Source organism: Pseudomonas paralactis, from assembly GCF_001439735.1.
Classification (GTDB): Bacteria; Pseudomonadota; Gammaproteobacteria; order Pseudomonadales; family Pseudomonadaceae; genus Aquipseudomonas; species Aquipseudomonas paralactis.
The window spans coordinates 345,472-360,683 of the sequence record NZ_JYLN01000001.1; the positions used below are offsets into that span (position 1 = coordinate 345,472).

12 protein-coding genes are annotated in these 15,212 nt (G+C 61.6%); all 12 read right to left on the bottom strand.

From position 1 onward, the window contains the following. Positions 1 to 129: 129 nt before the first annotated feature. The 12 genes from TX23_RS01650 to leuC all read right to left on the bottom strand — a co-directional run bounded on the left by TX23_RS01650 (position 130) and on the right by leuC (position 15,113). A complete protein-coding gene (locus tag TX23_RS01650; protein ID WP_057700741.1) occupies positions 130 to 798 on the bottom strand; it encodes an SPOR domain-containing protein in 669 nt (222 codons plus the stop codon). Continuing rightward, entirely contained in the window at positions 782 to 2,089 is a 1,308-nt protein-coding gene (folC, locus tag TX23_RS01655; RefSeq protein ID WP_057700742.1) for a bifunctional tetrahydrofolate synthase/dihydrofolate synthase, read from the bottom strand. Before folC ends, TX23_RS01650 begins: the two co-directional genes overlap by 17 nt. Beyond that, positions 2,086 to 3,006 carry an acetyl-CoA carboxylase, carboxyltransferase subunit beta gene (accD, locus tag TX23_RS01660; RefSeq protein ID WP_057700743.1) on the bottom strand — a complete coding sequence of 307 codons (921 nt, stop codon included), beginning with the start codon at positions 3,004 to 3,006 and terminating at the stop codon, positions 2,086 to 2,088. The genes folC and accD overlap by 4 nt, the downstream gene beginning before the upstream one ends. A 244-nt stretch (positions 3,007 to 3,250) precedes the next feature. Next, the gene (locus TX23_RS01665; protein WP_057700744.1) at positions 3,251 to 3,883 is read right to left on the bottom strand and encodes a phosphoribosylanthranilate isomerase; all 633 of its coding nucleotides are present in this window, start codon (positions 3,881 to 3,883) and stop codon (positions 3,251 to 3,253) included. Positions 3,884 to 3,946: 63 nt separating this feature from the next. Then, positions 3,947 to 4,771: a tRNA pseudouridine(38-40) synthase TruA gene (gene truA, locus TX23_RS01670; RefSeq protein ID WP_057700745.1), complete on the bottom strand. Its 825-nt coding sequence runs from the start codon at positions 4,769 to 4,771 to the stop codon at positions 3,947 to 3,949. A 712-nt stretch (positions 4,772 to 5,483) separates the two neighbouring features. Then, positions 5,484 to 7,997 (bottom strand): FimV/HubP family polar landmark protein, encoded by a 2,514-nt coding sequence (locus TX23_RS01675; RefSeq protein WP_057700746.1) that lies wholly within the window; start codon positions 7,995 to 7,997, stop codon positions 5,484 to 5,486. Between the two features lie 161 nt (positions 7,998 to 8,158). After that, positions 8,159 to 9,169, bottom strand: coding sequence for an aspartate-semialdehyde dehydrogenase (locus TX23_RS01680; RefSeq protein ID WP_057700747.1), 1,011 nt, complete (start codon positions 9,167 to 9,169; stop codon positions 8,159 to 8,161). Between the two features lie 649 nt (positions 9,170 to 9,818). Next, the gene (asd, locus tag TX23_RS01685) at positions 9,819 to 10,931 is read right to left on the bottom strand and encodes an aspartate-semialdehyde dehydrogenase (RefSeq protein WP_005789767.1); all 1,113 of its coding nucleotides are present in this window, start codon (positions 10,929 to 10,931) and stop codon (positions 9,819 to 9,821) included. 64 nt (positions 10,932 to 10,995) lie between these two features. Then, the gene (leuB, locus tag TX23_RS01690) at positions 10,996 to 12,078 is read right to left on the bottom strand and encodes a 3-isopropylmalate dehydrogenase (protein WP_057700748.1); all 1,083 of its coding nucleotides are present in this window, start codon (positions 12,076 to 12,078) and stop codon (positions 10,996 to 10,998) included. A gap of 53 nt (positions 12,079 to 12,131) precedes the next feature. Beyond that, positions 12,132 to 12,896, bottom strand: a complete 765-nt coding sequence (locus TX23_RS01695) for a class I SAM-dependent methyltransferase (RefSeq protein WP_057700749.1) — start codon at positions 12,894 to 12,896, stop codon at positions 12,132 to 12,134. 142 nt (positions 12,897 to 13,038) lie between these two features. Beyond that, positions 13,039 to 13,683: a 3-isopropylmalate dehydratase small subunit gene (gene leuD / locus TX23_RS01700; protein WP_057700750.1), complete on the bottom strand. Its 645-nt coding sequence runs from the start codon at positions 13,681 to 13,683 to the stop codon at positions 13,039 to 13,041. Positions 13,684 to 13,694: 11 nt separating this feature from the next. Further along, positions 13,695 to 15,113, bottom strand: coding sequence for a 3-isopropylmalate dehydratase large subunit (gene leuC, locus TX23_RS01705; protein ID WP_005789773.1), 1,419 nt, complete (start codon positions 15,111 to 15,113; stop codon positions 13,695 to 13,697). Between the last annotated feature and the right edge of the window lie 99 nt (positions 15,114 to 15,212).

Sequence of the window (15,212 nt, forward strand, 5' to 3'; positions counted from 1 at the left end):
TCAAGCCCACCATAAACCAATGTGGGAGCTGGCTTGCCTGCGATGAGGGCGGCACGTTCGACATCGCTGTCGATTGAACCACCGCCATCGCAGGCAAGCCAGCTCCCACATTTAGAGCGTATTGCCAGTTCAGCCGCGCTCCGGCTGGAAGCGCACCACAAACCCATTGAGGTTTTGCTGGCGGCCCAACAAGTCCCGCAGGCGATCAGCCTCGGCACGCTCGATCAAGGGCCCGACAAACACACGGTTCTTGCCATCGGCACTGCGGATGTAGGCGTTATACCCCTGGGCACGCAGCTTTTTCTGCAAGGCGTCGGCGCTTTCGCGATTGGCCAGGCTGGCCAGCTGGATCGACCAACTGATCGGCAGACCATTGGGGTCGATGCGGCTCTGACCCACATCCGGCTTACCCGGTGCAGCAGGCTGCGGGGCCACAGGCTTGGGCGCTGGCGCCGGTGCAGCCGGTTTGGCGGCGACAGCCGGGGCCGGCGCTGGCTTGACCACCGGCACACTTGGCTGCACCGGCATCGAAGGAGCCTGCGAAGGTGCCTGTTGGGTGATGACCTCCTCCTCGACGGGCACAGGTTCTTCCGGCAACACCTGAGGCTCAGGCACCACCACCGGTTCGACTTGAACCTGGGGCACCACCGGCGCCTGGGGCGCAGCGGGAGCTTCAACCACCACCTGGCGCTGCTCGTCCTGACGGGAAAACAGCATCGGCAGGAAGATGACTGCCAACGCCACCAACACCAGGGCTCCAACCATTCGCTGCTTGTATGCGCTATCCAGTAATGCCATGTGCAGCTTCCTCCGTGGAGCGCCGGGCCAGCCATTCGAGCGCCTCGGCAACACAATAAAATGATCCGAACAACAGGATTTCGTCTTCGGCCGTAGCCAGCGCACATTGCGCCTCAAGGGCGGCAGTGATGCTTGCATACGACGTCACGGGTGCGCCAAGGTTCTGCAAGGCGGCTTGCAGCTCAACCGCCGGCCGGCTGCGCGGCGTATCCAGCGGCGCAACGGCCCACGACTGTACGCTGCCAAGCAACGGCGCTACTACGCCATCCAGATCCTTGTCGGCCAGCAACCCGAACACCGCCAGGCGGCGGCCGGCCGGTGGTGTGAGCGCCAGGCGCTGAGCCAGATAGTGAGCTGCATGGGGGTTATGCCCCACATCCAGCAACAGGTTCAGGCGCTTGCCTTGCCAGTCCAGCACCCGGCGATCCAGGCGCCCCACCACTTTCGTCGCTCGCAGGGTTGCGCCGATCTGTTCGGCATCCCACGGCAGATCCAGCAGCAAATAGGCTTGCAGCGCGAGCGCAGCGTTTTCCATCGGCAGGTTCAGCAGCGGCAAATCAAGCAGCTCTACCACCTTGCCACGGGCATCACGCCCGCGCCATTGCCAATGGGTTGCACCGATGTCGAGATTGAATTCACGACCGCGCAGGTAGAACGGGCAATCCAGCTCGCGCACCTTGTCCAGCAAAGGTTGCGGCGGATCCAGGTCGCCACAGAGCGCAGGCCTGCTCTGGCGGAAGATCCCGGCCTTTTCATAGGCCACAGACTCGCGGGTATTGCCCAGATAGTCGGCGTGATCAACACCAATGCTGGTGACCAGCGCCAGGTCGGCATCCACTACGTTGACCGTATCCAGACGCCCGCCAAGGCCAACTTCCAGCACGACCACATCCAGTTGCGCACGCTCGAACAGCCAGAACGCCGCCAGGGTGCCCATCTCGAAATAGGTCAGGGAAGTATCGCCACGCCCGGCATCCAGGGCAGCGAAGGCTGCGCACAATTGCTCGTCCGTGGCTTCGACGCCATTGAGCTGCACCCGCTCGTTGTAGCGCAGCAGGTGCGGCGAGCTGTATACGCCGACCTTGAGGCCCTGGGCCTGCAACAGCGCGGCGACAAAGGCACAGGTAGAGCCCTTGCCGTTGGTGCCGGTCACCGTGATCACACGCGGTGCCGGCTGACCCAACCCGAGGCGGGCCGCTACCTGTTGCGAGCGCTCCAGGCCCATGTCGATGGCAGACGGATGCAACTGCTCAAGGTAGGCGAGCCATTCGCCCAGGGTACGTTGGGTCATAGGTTTGCAGGCACCGGCGGCACGACGATCGGCTCGACTTTTGGCGCGACGTACACAGGCGTCGGCAGGCCCATCATTTGCGCCAGCAGGCTGCCCAGACGTGGGCGCAGTTCGCCACGCGCAATGATCAAATCGATTGCACCGTGCTCCAGCAGGAACTCGCTGCGCTGGAAGCCTTCCGGCAGTTTCTCGCGCACGGTTTGCTCGATCACGCGCGGGCCGGCAAAACCGATCAGGGCTTTTGGCTCGCCGACGATCACATCACCGAGCATCGCCAGGCTGGCGGATACGCCGCCGTAGACCGGGTCGGTCAGTACGGAGATGAACGGAATGCCTTCTTCGCGCAGACGCGCCAGTACCGCCGAGGTCTTGGCCATTTGCATCAGGGAAATCAGCGCTTCCTGCATACGCGCACCACCGGAGGCGGCGAAACAGATCATCGGGCAGCGGTTTTCCAGGGCGTAGTTGGCAGCGCGCACAAAGCGCTCACCGACGATGGCACCCATGGAGCCGCCCATGAAGGAAAACTCGAAGGCCGAGACCACAACGGGCATACCCAGCAGCTTGCCGCTGACCGAGATCAGCGCGTCCTTCTCGCCGGTCTGCTTCTGCGCACCGACCAGACGATCCTTGTACTTCTTGCTGTCACGGAACTTGAGACGGTCGACCGGCTCCAGGTCAGCGCCCAGTTCGTTACGGCCGTCGGCATCCAGAAAGATGTCAATGCGCGCACGTGCGCCGATACGCATGTGGTGATTGCACTTGGGGCAAACATCCAGGGTCTTTTCCAGCTCCGGGCGGTACAGCACCGCATCGCAGGACGGGCACTTGTGCCACAGACCTTCAGGAACCGAGCTTTTCTTCACCTCGGAACGCATGATCGAAGGGATCAGTTTGTCTACTAACCAGTTGCTCATGCTTTCTTTCTCCAGTACCGGTGGCTTGAACACAGCCCCGCGTATGCCCTTGAGCTAAATTCATATGTGGCGATGATACCTGCGGGACGGGGTCAGACGTTGGACCTGCCATTTCCCGCCTGTATCCTCAGCCTTCCAGACAACCTGCCAGCGCAGGGTTGCCACTTCATGTCCGGGCCACCCACAGGCGGCGCCGGGCTGTTTTACACAGTGGTAGTTATGGACGGCGGCAGACTGCCAGCCGTCACATCCCGCCACTGCTGTTGCGCACGGCCTGCATGAACGCGCGAATCCTGCTGTGATCCTTGATGCCCTTGCCCTGCTCTACCCCACCGCTGACGTCCACGGCATAGGGCCGCACCTGCTCGATGGCGGCCCCGACATTGGCGGGGTTGAGCCCACCGGCCAGGATGATCGGCTTGCTCAGTCCCTCGGGAATCAGCGACCAGTCGAACGCCTCACCCGTACCACCCGGTACGCCTTCGACGTAGGTGTCGAGCAGGATCCCGCGAGCATTGGCGTACGCTGCACACGCGGCAGCGATATCGTCGCCCGCCTTGACCCGCAACGCCTTGATGTACGGGCGCTGGAAGCTTTCGCATTCTTCCGGGGTTTCGTCGCCGTGAAACTGCAACAGGTCCAGCGGCACCGCATCGAGGGTTTCATTGAGCTCGCAGCGACTGGCGTTGACGAACAGGCCCACGGTGGTCACGAACGGCGGCAGCGCGGCGATGATCGCCCGCGCCTGCAACACATTCACCGCCCGCGGGCTTTTGGCATAAAACACCAGACCGATGGCATCGGCCCCTGCCTCGACTGCCGCCAGCGCGTCTTCTATGCGGGTAATCCCGCAAATCTTGCTGCGAACGGCTGACATGTCGTAGGAACCTCAGGGTTGGACCGAGAAAGTCCCGGATGTTAACAAATGCTTTTCCGGGCGTCAGCCGCCAAGTTCGCTGAAACCTGTGAGGAAGTGCGGCCCGATAAAGCGTTCCGGCAATTGGAACTCGTCGCGGTACTCCACATCCACCAAATACAGGCCAAACGGGTGCGCCGTGACACCGCCGGTACGTCGAATACGGCTTTCCAGCACTTCCCTGGCCCACTCCACCGGGCGCTCGCCGGCGCCGATGGTCATCAGCACGCCCGCAATGTTGCGCACCATGTGATGCAGGAAAGCCCCGGCGCGAATATCCAGCACGATCATCTTGCCGTGGCGGGTGACTCGCAGGTGATGAACCTCCTTGATCGGCGACTTGGCTTGGCACTGACCGGCACGGAAGGCGCTGAAGTCATGCACGCCCACCAGATGCTGCGCGGCCTCGGCCATGCGCTCGGCGTCCAGCGGGCGGTGGTTCCAGGTGATTTCTTCGTTCAGGTGCGCCGGACGGATCTGATCGTTATAGATCACATAGCGATAACGCCGAGCGATGGCCTTGAAACGCGCATGAAAATGCGCAGGCATGACCTTGGCCCAGCTCACACTCACGTCGTGCGGCAAATTGATATTCGCCCCCATCACCCACGCCTTCATCGACCGCTCGGCCTGGGTGTCGAAGTGCACCACCTGACCACACGCGTGTACGCCAGCGTCGGTACGCCCGGCGCACATCAGCGACACCGGCGAGTCCGCCACTTTGGACAGGGCTTTTTCCAGGGTTTCCTGCACCGTCAGCACACCGGAGGCCTGACGCTGCCAGCCGCGATAGCGCGAGCCTTTGTATTCCACGCCCAGGGCGATGCGGTAAAAGCCGGCGGCCGCCATTTCGGCGGCCGCGTTATCTATATTTGCCAAGAACTGAGAGCCTGATGAGTTGCGCAAAGGCAGGCATTATAAAGGCGCCGGATGCATGACGGGCGTTTTGTTATGGATCGATGCCAAACAAATGCGGGAGGAGCGGTGCGACGATTCGACTTGCTCCCGATAGCGGAGTATCAGTCAACAGATTCATTGACTGAGCCACTGCTATCGGGGCATAGGTATCTACACAACTTGTTGGGGCGACGCCGGCCCTGTGGGAGGGGGCTTGCCCCCGATGGCGGCCTGAGAGCCGACCGGGATGCTGGACTTTGATCGAGTGCATATCCGTTATCTGGGTAACGGCTGATATTGGTTCCGCTTTTACAGCGGGTCACTTTTGAAAGAGCCCAAAAGTAACCAAAAGGCTCTTGCCCCACCACTCGGCACCTCGCTTAGGCTCGGTGTGCCCGTAATCCGCCATGGATTTGGGGGGCCGCCGCCACGCGCCATCCATGGCGCGGGGCGGCTAAACCGGCATCCCTGCCGGTTTACCCCCCAAATCCATGGCGAATTCCGGCCAGCGTGGTTTGACGGGGCGCCTAAGATCAAAAGCAGATCAAGAGCAAGAGCGGCTCGCTTCGCATCGTGGTTACCGTGGGCAGTGGCTACAAAAGTTGTGTAGATACCCATGGCTATCGGGGGCAAGCCCCCTCCCACACTGTTACAACGCCCGGCTTTAGATGCGGCCGAGCATTTCCTTGGCTTCGCCACGCTGGCCTTCGTTGCCTTCTACCAAGACTTCGTTAAGGATGTCTTTAGCACCATCGGCATCACCCATGTCGATGTAAGCCTGGGCCAGGTCGAGCTTGGTGGCGACCTCATCGGTGCCGGAGAGGAAATCGAAATCCGGCTCGTCATCACCGCCCAGCGCTGCATCCTCAGCCGTGAAGCTAGGCTCGATCGGCGGATGCTCCAGGCTCTGGGACAAACGATCCAACTCGGCGTTGACGTCATCGAGCTCCGAGGCAAACGCATCGGGCTTGGCTGCCGGAGCCGTCGGCTCATCAGCCAGGGACAGGTCAAAGTCTTCCGGCAACTCGAATTCGTCCAGCGCGGCCGGCGTCAGGGTGGGCGGCTCGACGGGCGGCACGTCCTTCATCTGCTCTTCAAGGCCCGAAAGAAAATCGTCATCGGATTTCGACGCTGGCGGATCCAGTTGCAGGTCCAGGTCAAAGTCCGAAAGATCCTGCGCATCGGCCTTGGCTTCAGTCTGTTGTTGCAGCAGCGCCTCAAAGGTTTGCTGATCCTGCGCGATCTCGGCCGGCGAGGCAGCTTCCAGCTCGTCCAGGCTAAGGTCAAAATCGTTGTCGAAGGCGTCCGCAGGCTCAGTCGCGGCCGGCTTGTCATCGAGCAAGTCCTTGACGTATTGCGCATCCAGGGCCGCAGCCGCCACCGCGGCGCTGACGCCCGCCGCCAGCACGGCCATGGCCGGGAAGCGGCTCTTGAGCTGCTCGACCTGGGCATGGTTCTCACCGTTGGCGACCAATTGGCGCTCCTGGGTGACGAAGCCGTCCTTGTCGTTCTGCAAGCCGTAGACTTCCATCAACTTCAAACGCAGGTCGCTGCGCTTGGGCTCATGCTTGATCGCTTGCTCAAGCACGTCAGCCGCCTGGTTCAGGTGACCACGGTCGATATGGGACTGAGCCTGGGCCAACGCATCGCTGGAGTTCTCCTGAGCAACGGCAACGGCCAGCGGCGCGAGTACGGAGGCGACAGTCGGCACGACAACCGGCTCAACCACCGGGGCTGGGGCTGGCGCTGGTGCGGCTGCCAGCTTGACGCTCGGCGGCGGCACTTCAAGGCCTTCGAAGCTGTCGGGCGGCAGGTCCTGGTCAATATTGGACGCGAACTCAGGCTCTTCGGCCAACGCCCGCGCCATGCGCAGATGCTTTTCCTCTTCGCGACGGGCATTACGATGACGCGCCCACAGCAACAGAAGCAGCAGCACCACCAGGATGCCTGCCCCGCCAATGATGCCGAGGATAATAGGGTTGGTCAGCAAGTCATTGAACTTGCCTTCGGTGGTAGCAGGTGCGGCGACCGGCTTGGGCGGCTCAGCGACGGGCGCCGGGGCTGCAACGGGCTGCGCAGGCTCTGCTGCGGGCTCACCCGGCAGCTGCGCGGGGATTGCCGCCGTAGCCGGCTCACCTTTCTCCGCCTGCAAGCGCGCCAATTGGTCATTCTTCAGCTGAATCAGCTTTTGCAACTTGTCCAACTGGCTCTGCAAGTCGGCGGCGCGACTTTTCAGTTCTTCGTTATCGCGGCGGGTGGTGTCCAGTTCTTCCTGGGTCATCGCCAGCTTGTCGCTCAACGCACGGTTATCGCCGGCCTTGCCGTTCACGCCTTTTTTGGCGGCCTCGGCCGACACCAGGCTCAAGTTGTCCTTGGCCTGAGTGCTCGAGGGTGCATTGCCGGCCTGGGTGCGCTTGGTCGCGTCCAACTGCGCCTTGCCGGCCACTTGGCTCTTGGGAGTACGACGCCCCTGACGCCAGGCGGCGTTCTGCGCGCTGACTTCGGCGATCGCTTGAGGCTGCGCCAGCGCGGTACTTTGCGTGGTATCCGGCAGGCGCAGGACCTGGCCGGTTTTCAAGCGGTTGATATTGCCATCGACAAAGGCGTCAGGGTTGAGCGCCTGGATCGCCAGCATCGTCTGCTGGACCGAAGCGCCGTTACGATTCTTCGCGGCAATTTCCCATAAGGTGTCGCGGGACGTGGTGGTGTGCTGAGCAGCCGTGCTGGCGGCAGGCGCGGTGCTGACAGGCGCGCTGGCAGTCGGTGCCGGCTGGTCGAACTTGGCCGGGTCGAGCAGTACGCTGTAGTCACGCATCAAACGGCCATTGGGCCATTGCACCTGCAGCAGGAAGCGCACATAGGAATCGGGCAGCGGCTTGCTGGAGGTCACGCGCACCACGCTGCGACCTTCGGGGTTGATCACCGGGGTGAACGTCAGGTCATCGAGAAACGCCTGGCGGTCAACGCCCGCATCCACAAAAGCCTGGGCAGAAGCCAGGCTCGGCGTGATCTCGGCCGCCGTGAGGCCGCCCACATCACGCAATTCGATTTCCACCGACAGCGGCTGGTTCAACTTCGACTTGAGGGTCATCTCCCCAAGTTGCAGCGCCTGCGCCATACCGGAGGACAGCGCCGAGGCGGCCGCTATTGCTAACACCAGTTTGCGAACTTGAACCATAGCCTCATCCTTTGTTTGAACGCTCCCCGCCCTGCGAGAAGGTTGGTAACCGCTGCCATAAGGCATGGCGAGCCGATAGGTCACCGACGCGCTTGTGTTTCACTTGGGACCAAGCATAGCGCCTGGCTAGAATCAATCTACAAATTGCCGCCAAGTATCTTTTACACAAGGCCTTTTATCAACAACTGCGCCAGTTCCACAGCGTTCAGGGCCGAGCCCTTGCGTACGTTATCTGACGTCAACCACAGATTTAGTTCCGCAGGGTCGTCGACACCTGCACGTACGCGTCCTACGTAAACCACATCCTGGCCGACCGCATCGCCTACAGCCGTTGGGTAATCGCCCTCCTCAACCAGCTCGATACCCGGCGCAGCATCGAGTGCACGGTTTACTGCGGCCAGATCGACCGGCGCGGCCAATTGCAACGACACTGTCAGGCTATCGCCGAAAAACACCGGGGCTTGAACGCAGGTTGCGGAAATCTTCAGCAAAGGTGTTTCCAGCACCGCACGCAGTTCGTGTACGAGGCGTTTCTCCAGGGCTGTATGACCTTGGGCGTCTGGCGTACCGACTTGAGCCAGCAGGTTGAAGGCCATTTGCCGGTCGAAGAATTTAGGTTCCAGGGGGCGCACGTTCAACAGCTCAGCGGTCTGGCGCGCCAACTCGCTGACAGCCTCCCGACCCTGGGCAGAGACCGCCAGGTTGGCGGTGACGTTCACGCGCTGGATATCCACCAAACCCCGCAACGGCGCGAGGACTACCGCCAGGTAGGTGGCAGACGGGCTTGGGCTGCCGAGCTGGAACGGCTTTTTCAAACCGCTCAACACCTGGGCGTTGGCCTGCGGCACCACTGGCGGCGCCTGTTCGGCGGGCAATGCACCGGACAAGTCGATCACCGAACAACCAGCGGCTGTAGCGCGCGGGGCGAAACTGAGGGTCACCGCCGGGCCGGCGGCGAAGAACGCCAACTGCGCCTTGCTGAAATCAAACTCGTCGACCTCTTTGACCCGCACGTTCTTGCCACGAAACGGCACCGAAGCCCCTGCCGAGTTGCTGCCCGCCAGCAAATACAGGGTGCCCACCGGAAAATCCAGCTCTTCGAGGATCTGCACCAGGGTTTCACCGACGGTGCCGGTGGCGCCGATCACGGCGATTTCAAAGGTCTGGGTCATGGGAACTGCCTCGGGCATTGCGGGGGGAGCGGCACTTTACCGGGTGGCTGGGGGTGAGGCAATTAACCTGGGCTATGTGGTGTGGCTGATGGCCCTATCGGGGCATGGGTATCTACACAACTTTTGTAGCCACTGCCAACCGTAACCACGATGCGAAGCGAGCCGCTCTTGCTCTGCTTTTGATCTGCTTTTGATCTTGATCTCAGGCGCCCCGTTAAACCACGCTGGCCGGAATTCGCCAGGGATTTGGGGGGTAAACCGGCAGGGATGCCGGTTTAGCCGCCCCGCGCCATGGATGGCGCGTGGCGGCGGCCCCCCAAATCCATGGCGGATTACGGGCACACCGAGCCTAAGCGAGGTGCCGAGTGGTGGGGCAAGAGCGCTTTGGTTACTTTCGCGCTTTTCGAAAGTGACCCGCTGTAAAAGCGGAACCCTAAGTGGCCGTTACCGCAGGAATGGATATGTACTCGGTCTGATCCAGCATCCTGGTCGGTTCTTAGGCCGCCATCGGGGGCAAGCCCCCTCCCACACTTGAATGCGTTCACCTATCAACATGTGGGAGGAGGCTTGCCCCCGATAAGGCCCGGAAGACCAACAAAAAACCCGCGCCTGTCACCAGAACGCGGGTTTCTCTTATTGCCTTATGCGATCAACGCTCCAGCAAAATCCGCAACATGCGACGCAACGGCTCAGCCGCGCCCCACAGCAACTGGTCGCCCACGGTAAACGCACCGAGGAACTGGCTGCCCATGTTCAGCTTGCGCAGACGCCCCACCGGTACATTCAAGGTGCCGGTGACCTTGGTTGGGCTCAGCTCCTGCATGCTGATATCGCGGTTGTTCGGCACCAGCTTGACCCATGGGTTGTGCTGGCTGATCAAGCCTTCGATATCGGCGATCGGCACGTCTTTGTTCAGCTTGATGGTCAACGCCTGGCTGTGGCAACGCATGGCGCCAATGCGCACGCAAATGCCGTCTACCGGGATCGGGTTCTTGAAGCGACCGAGGATCTTGTTGGTCTCGGCCTGTGCCTTCCACTCCTCGCGGCTCTGACCGTTGGGCAGTTCCTTGTCGATCCACGGGATCAGGCTACCGGCCAATGGCACGCCGAAGTTCTCGGTCGGGTAGGCGTCGCTGCGCATGGCTTCGGCCACACGACGGTCGATGTCGAGAATCGCACTGGCAGGGTCAGCCAGTTGATCGGCGACAGCGGCATGGGTCGCGCCCATCTGCTTGATCAGCTCGCGCATGTTCTGCGCACCGGCGCCGGAGGCCGCCTGATAGGTCATGGCGCTCATCCACTCGACCAGGCCAGCTTCGAACAGGCCACCCAGGCCCATCAGCATCAGGCTGACGGTGCAGTTGCCGCCCACGTAGTTCTTGGTGCCGGCATCCAGTTGCTGGTCGATAACCTTGCGGTTGACCGGGTCAAGGATGATCACCGCGTCATCCTGCATGCGCAGGCTGGAAGCGGCGTCGATCCAGTAACCCTGCCAGCCGGCTTCGCGCAGTTTGGGGAAGACTTCGCTGGTGTAGTCGCCACCCTGGCACGTCAGGATCACGTCGAGGGTCTTCAACTCTTCAATGCTGTAGGCGTCCTTGAGCGGGGCAATATCCTTGCCCACGGACGGCCCTTGGCCACCTACGTTCGAAGTGGTGAAAAACACCGGCTCAATAAGATCGAAATCCTGCTCTTCCAGCATCCGCTGCATGAGCACGGAACCGACCATACCGCGCCAACCGATCAGACCTACACGTTTCATCGCAACTACACCTTGTTAAAAAGTGGGCCGCCTTGCAGCAACAACTGCAAGTGGGCCCGAGAGATTACAGATTCCGCAGCGCGGCGACTACTGCGTCGCCCATTTCTTGCGTTCCGACCTTGGTGCAGCCCTGGGACCAGATGTCACCGGTACGCAGGCCCTGATCCAGTACGAGGCTGACGGCTTTCTCGATCGCGTCTGCCGCATCACTCAGGTTGAAGCTGTAACGCAGCATCATCGACACCGACAAAATCGTCGCCAGCGGGTTGGCAATGCCCTGCCCCGCGATGTCTGGCGCCGAACCGTGGCACGGCTCGTACATGCCTTTGTTATTGGTGTCCAGGGACGCCGAAGGCAACATGCCGATGGAACCGGTGAGCATCGACGCCTGATCGGACAGAATGTCGCCGAACAGGTTATCCGTGACGATCACGTCGAACTGCTTGGGCGCACGCACCAGCTGCATGGCGGCGTTGTCGACGTACATGTGGCTCAGTTCGACGTCCGGGTAGTCCTTGGCCACTTCTTCGACGATTTCGCGCCACAGTTGGCTGGAAGCCAGCACGTTGGCCTTGTCCACCGAGCAGACTTTTTTGCCGCGCACGCGCGCCATGTCGAAACCGACACGGGCGATACGGCGGATTTCGCTCTCGCTGTAAGGCAGGGTGTCGTAGGCCTGACGCTCACCATTCGGAAGCTCGCGCACGCCCCGTGGCGAGCCGAAGTAGATACCGCCGGTCAGCTCACGCACGATGAGGATATCCAGGCCTGCCACCACTTCCGGCTTGAGGCTCGACGCGTCAGCCAGTTGCGGGTAGAGGATGGCCGGACGCAGGTTGCCGAACAGGCCCAGTTGCGCACGAATTTTCAGCAGGCCGCGCTCAGGGCGGATGTCACGCTCGATCTTGTCCCACTTCGGGCCACCCACCGCGCCGAGCAACACCGCATCGGCGGCGCGGGCACGGTCCAGGGTTTCGTCGGCCAGCGGCACGCCGTGCTTGTCGATGGCGGCGCCGCCGATCACGTCGTGGCTCAGTTCGAAGCCCAGGCTGTACTTGCTGTTGGCAAGCTCAAGGACCTTGACCGCTTCGGCCATGATTTCCGGACCAATACCGTCGCCAGGGAGAATCAGAATCTGCTTGCTCATGGGTTCCTCATTTCATCAAGCGACCCGCCCGTGGGCAGGTCGGGAAAAATCAATCAGCGTTCGGCGAAGACCACCAGCACATCGGTGCTGAAGGTGCCGTCGGCCTGAATTTGGTAATAATCGCGCACTTCCTGGCCCATCGCCTTTTGCAGCTCAAGGATTGCCGCGCGCAGCACCTGCGGCGTGCGCATGCGCTCGACCCACGAGGTGTATTCCAGGCGCAGGCGCTGACGCAGGCTGTTACGCACATGCAGGCCCGACTCGCTGAGTTGCTGCATCCACTCGGCGCCAGAGTAATCACGCACATGGCTGGTGTCGCGCAGCACTTCGACGGTTTGCAGGTAAGTGTCCAGCAATGGGCTGCCCGGTGACAAGACATCCACAAACGCAGCGACCCCGCCGGGCTTGAGCACGCGGCGCACTTCACGCAGGGCCAGGCCCAGGTCGCTCCAGTGGTGGGCCGAATAACGGCTGAACACGAAGTCGAACTCGCCATCGGCGAACGGCAGGCGCTCGGCGGCGCCCTGGACGGTGCGGATATTGTTCAGGCCACGATCTTTCGCGGCGGCGGTGACCACGTCGAGCATAGGCTGGGACAAGTCATAGGCCACCACTTCTTTGACCAGAGGCGCCACCTGGAAGCTGACATGACCGGCGCCGCAGCCCAGGTCCAGCAGGCGTGCAGCGCCCTGCCCGGCCAGTTCGGCCTGTAGCAGTGCGAATTCGGTGCCCTGGGCGTGTACGGCGCTGCTCAGGTAGGCTGAGGCTTGCTCGCCGAATTGTTTTTGCACGACTTGGGTGTGGGCGGTGGTGGTCATGGTGGCTTTCCTTGGGGTTTGTGGTGGTTGCACTGGCGCTATCGCAGGCAAGCCAGCTCCCACCGTTGACCGAGGTGCTCAGGCGAACCTCGATCCCTGTGGGAGCGGGCTTGCCCGCGATGGCCCGCACGGTTACCGCAAATCAGGCATCGCGAAACAGCCAGGGCTGGCTCGCCCGGTGCCTGGTTTCAAACGCGGCAATCGCATCACCGTCCTGCAAGGTCAGGCCGATGTCGTCCAGGCCGTTGATCAAGCAGTGCTTACGGAAGGCATCCACTTCAAAGTGGTACACCTTGCCATCCGGGCGGGTCACGGTCTGCGCGGCCAGGTCCACCGTCAGTTGGTAGCCCACATTGGCTTGCACTTGCTGGAACAGCTCGTCCACTTCGGCATCGCTCAAGATGATCGGTAACAGGCCGTTCTTGAAGCTGTTGTTAAAGAAGATGTCGGCATAGCTGGGCGCGATGATGCTGCGAAAGCCGTACTCTTCCAGGGCCCACGGCGCGTGTTCACGGCTGGAGCCGCAACCGAAGTTTTCCCGGGCCAGCAACACACTGGCGCCTTGATAACGCTCGGCGTTGAGCACAAAGTCCTTGTTCAGCGGGCGCTTGGAGTTGTCTTGATAGGCGTAGCCCACGTCCAGGTAGCGCCACTCATCGAACAGGTTGGGGCCAAAACCGGTGCGCTTGATCGACTTCAAGAACTGCTTGGGGATGATCTGGTCGGTGTCCACGTTGGCACGGTCCAACGGCGCTACAAGACCTGTGTGTTGGGTAAAAGCTCTCATCGGATTTTCCTTCAGATCAATTCGCGAACGTCGATGAAACGACCGTTGACGGCAGCGGCGGCGGCCATGGCCGGGCTGACAAGGTGGGTGCGGCCACCGGCGCCCTGACGCCCTTCGAAGTTACGGTTGGAGGTGGACGCGCAATGCTCGCCCGACTCCAGGCGGTCCGGGTTCATCGCCAGGCACATCGAACAGCCCGGTTCACGCCACTCAAAACCGGCTTCGAGGAAGATCTTGTCCAGGCCTTCAGCTTCGGCTTGCGCCTTCACCAGGCCCGAACCTGGCACCACAATGGCTTGCTTGATGGTCGAGGCCACCTTGCGGCCCTTGGCGATCACCGCCGCGGCGCGCAGGTCTTCGATCCGCGAGTTGGTGCAGGAGCCGATAAACACACGATCCAACTGGATGTCGGTGATCGCCTGGTTGGCTTTCAAGCCCATGTACTTCAGGGCGCGCTCGATGGAGCCGCGCTTGACCAGGTCGGCTTCTTTGGCCGGGTCCGGTACGTTCTGGTCAACGGCCAAGACCATTTCCGGCGAAGTGCCCCAGCTGACTTGCGGCTTGATCTGTGCAGCGTCGAGTTCAACCACGGTGTCGAACACCGCATCGGCGTCGGACACCAGATCTTTCCAGGCTTCGACGGCGGCATCCCAATCGGCACCTTGCGGCGCGAAGGGGCGACCCTTGACGTATTCGACGGTTTTTTCGTCCGCCGCCACCATGCCCACACGGGCACCGGCTTCGATGGACATGTTGCAAATGGTCATGCGACCTTCAATGGACAAGTCACGAATGGCACTGCCGGCGAACTCGATGGCATGGCCGTTACCGCCGGCGGTGCCGATCTTGCCGATCACGGCGAGCACGATGTCCTTGGCGGTTACGCCAAACGGCAATTGGCCTTCGACGCGCACCAGCATGTTCTTCATTTTCTTGGCGACCAGGCACTGGGTGGCGAACACATGTTCCACCTCGGAGGTGCCGATGCCATGGGCCAGGGCGCCGAACGCACCGTGGGTAGAGGTGTGGGAGTCACCGCAGACCACGGTCATGCCCGGCAAGGTCGCACCCTGCTCCGGGCCGATCACGTGGACGATGCCCTGGCGCACGTCATTCATTTTGAATTCGGTGATGCCGTATTCGTCGCAATAGTCGTCGAGGGTCTGCACCTGCAAACGCGAGACCTGATCGGCAATGGCTTCAATACCGCCCTTGCGCTCAGGGGTGGTCGGCACGTTGTGGTCCGGCGTGGCGATGATGGAATCGACGCGCCAAGGCTTGCGCCCGGCCAGTCGCAGGCCTTCGAACGCTTGGGGCGAGGTCACTTCATGGATGATGTGACGGTCGATGTAGATCAGCGACGATCCATCATCGCGACGTTTCACTTCATGGGAATCCCAAAGTTTGTCGTAAAGCGTTTTGCCGGCCATCAGTCGGTCCTCATCAGCGGTGTTTCTATGCGCCGGGCTTTTCAATAACCCTTTGGCTTGTGAGGCTGATGGTATGGCGCTACATTAAATAACTCAAAT

Coding starts and splice junctions, on each gene's coding strand:
- TX23_RS01650 (WP_057700741.1), bottom strand. CDS start 798: ATGGCATTACTGGATAGCGCATACAAGCAGCGAATGGTTGGAGCCCTG.
- folC (WP_057700742.1), bottom strand. CDS start 2,089: ATGACCCAACGTACCCTGGGCGAATGGCTCGCCTACCTTGAGCAGTTG.
- accD (WP_057700743.1), bottom strand. CDS start 3,006: ATGAGCAACTGGTTAGTAGACAAACTGATCCCTTCGATCATGCGTTCC.
- TX23_RS01665 (WP_057700744.1), bottom strand. CDS start 3,883: ATGTCAGCCGTTCGCAGCAAGATTTGCGGGATTACCCGCATAGAAGAC.
- truA (WP_057700745.1), bottom strand. CDS start 4,771: ATGGCGGCCGCCGGCTTTTACCGCATCGCCCTGGGCGTGGAATACAAA.
- TX23_RS01675 (WP_057700746.1), bottom strand. CDS start 7,997: ATGGTTCAAGTTCGCAAACTGGTGTTAGCAATAGCGGCCGCCTCGGCG.
- TX23_RS01680 (WP_057700747.1), bottom strand. CDS start 9,169: ATGACCCAGACCTTTGAAATCGCCGTGATCGGCGCCACCGGCACCGTC.
- asd (WP_005789767.1), bottom strand. CDS start 10,931: ATGAAACGTGTAGGTCTGATCGGTTGGCGCGGTATGGTCGGTTCCGTG.
- leuB (WP_057700748.1), bottom strand. CDS start 12,078: ATGAGCAAGCAGATTCTGATTCTCCCTGGCGACGGTATTGGTCCGGAA.
- TX23_RS01695 (WP_057700749.1), bottom strand. CDS start 12,896: ATGACCACCACCGCCCACACCCAAGTCGTGCAAAAACAATTCGGCGAG.
- leuD (WP_057700750.1), bottom strand. CDS start 13,683: ATGAGAGCTTTTACCCAACACACAGGTCTTGTAGCGCCGTTGGACCGT.
- leuC (WP_005789773.1), bottom strand. CDS start 15,113: ATGGCCGGCAAAACGCTTTACGACAAACTTTGGGATTCCCATGAAGTG.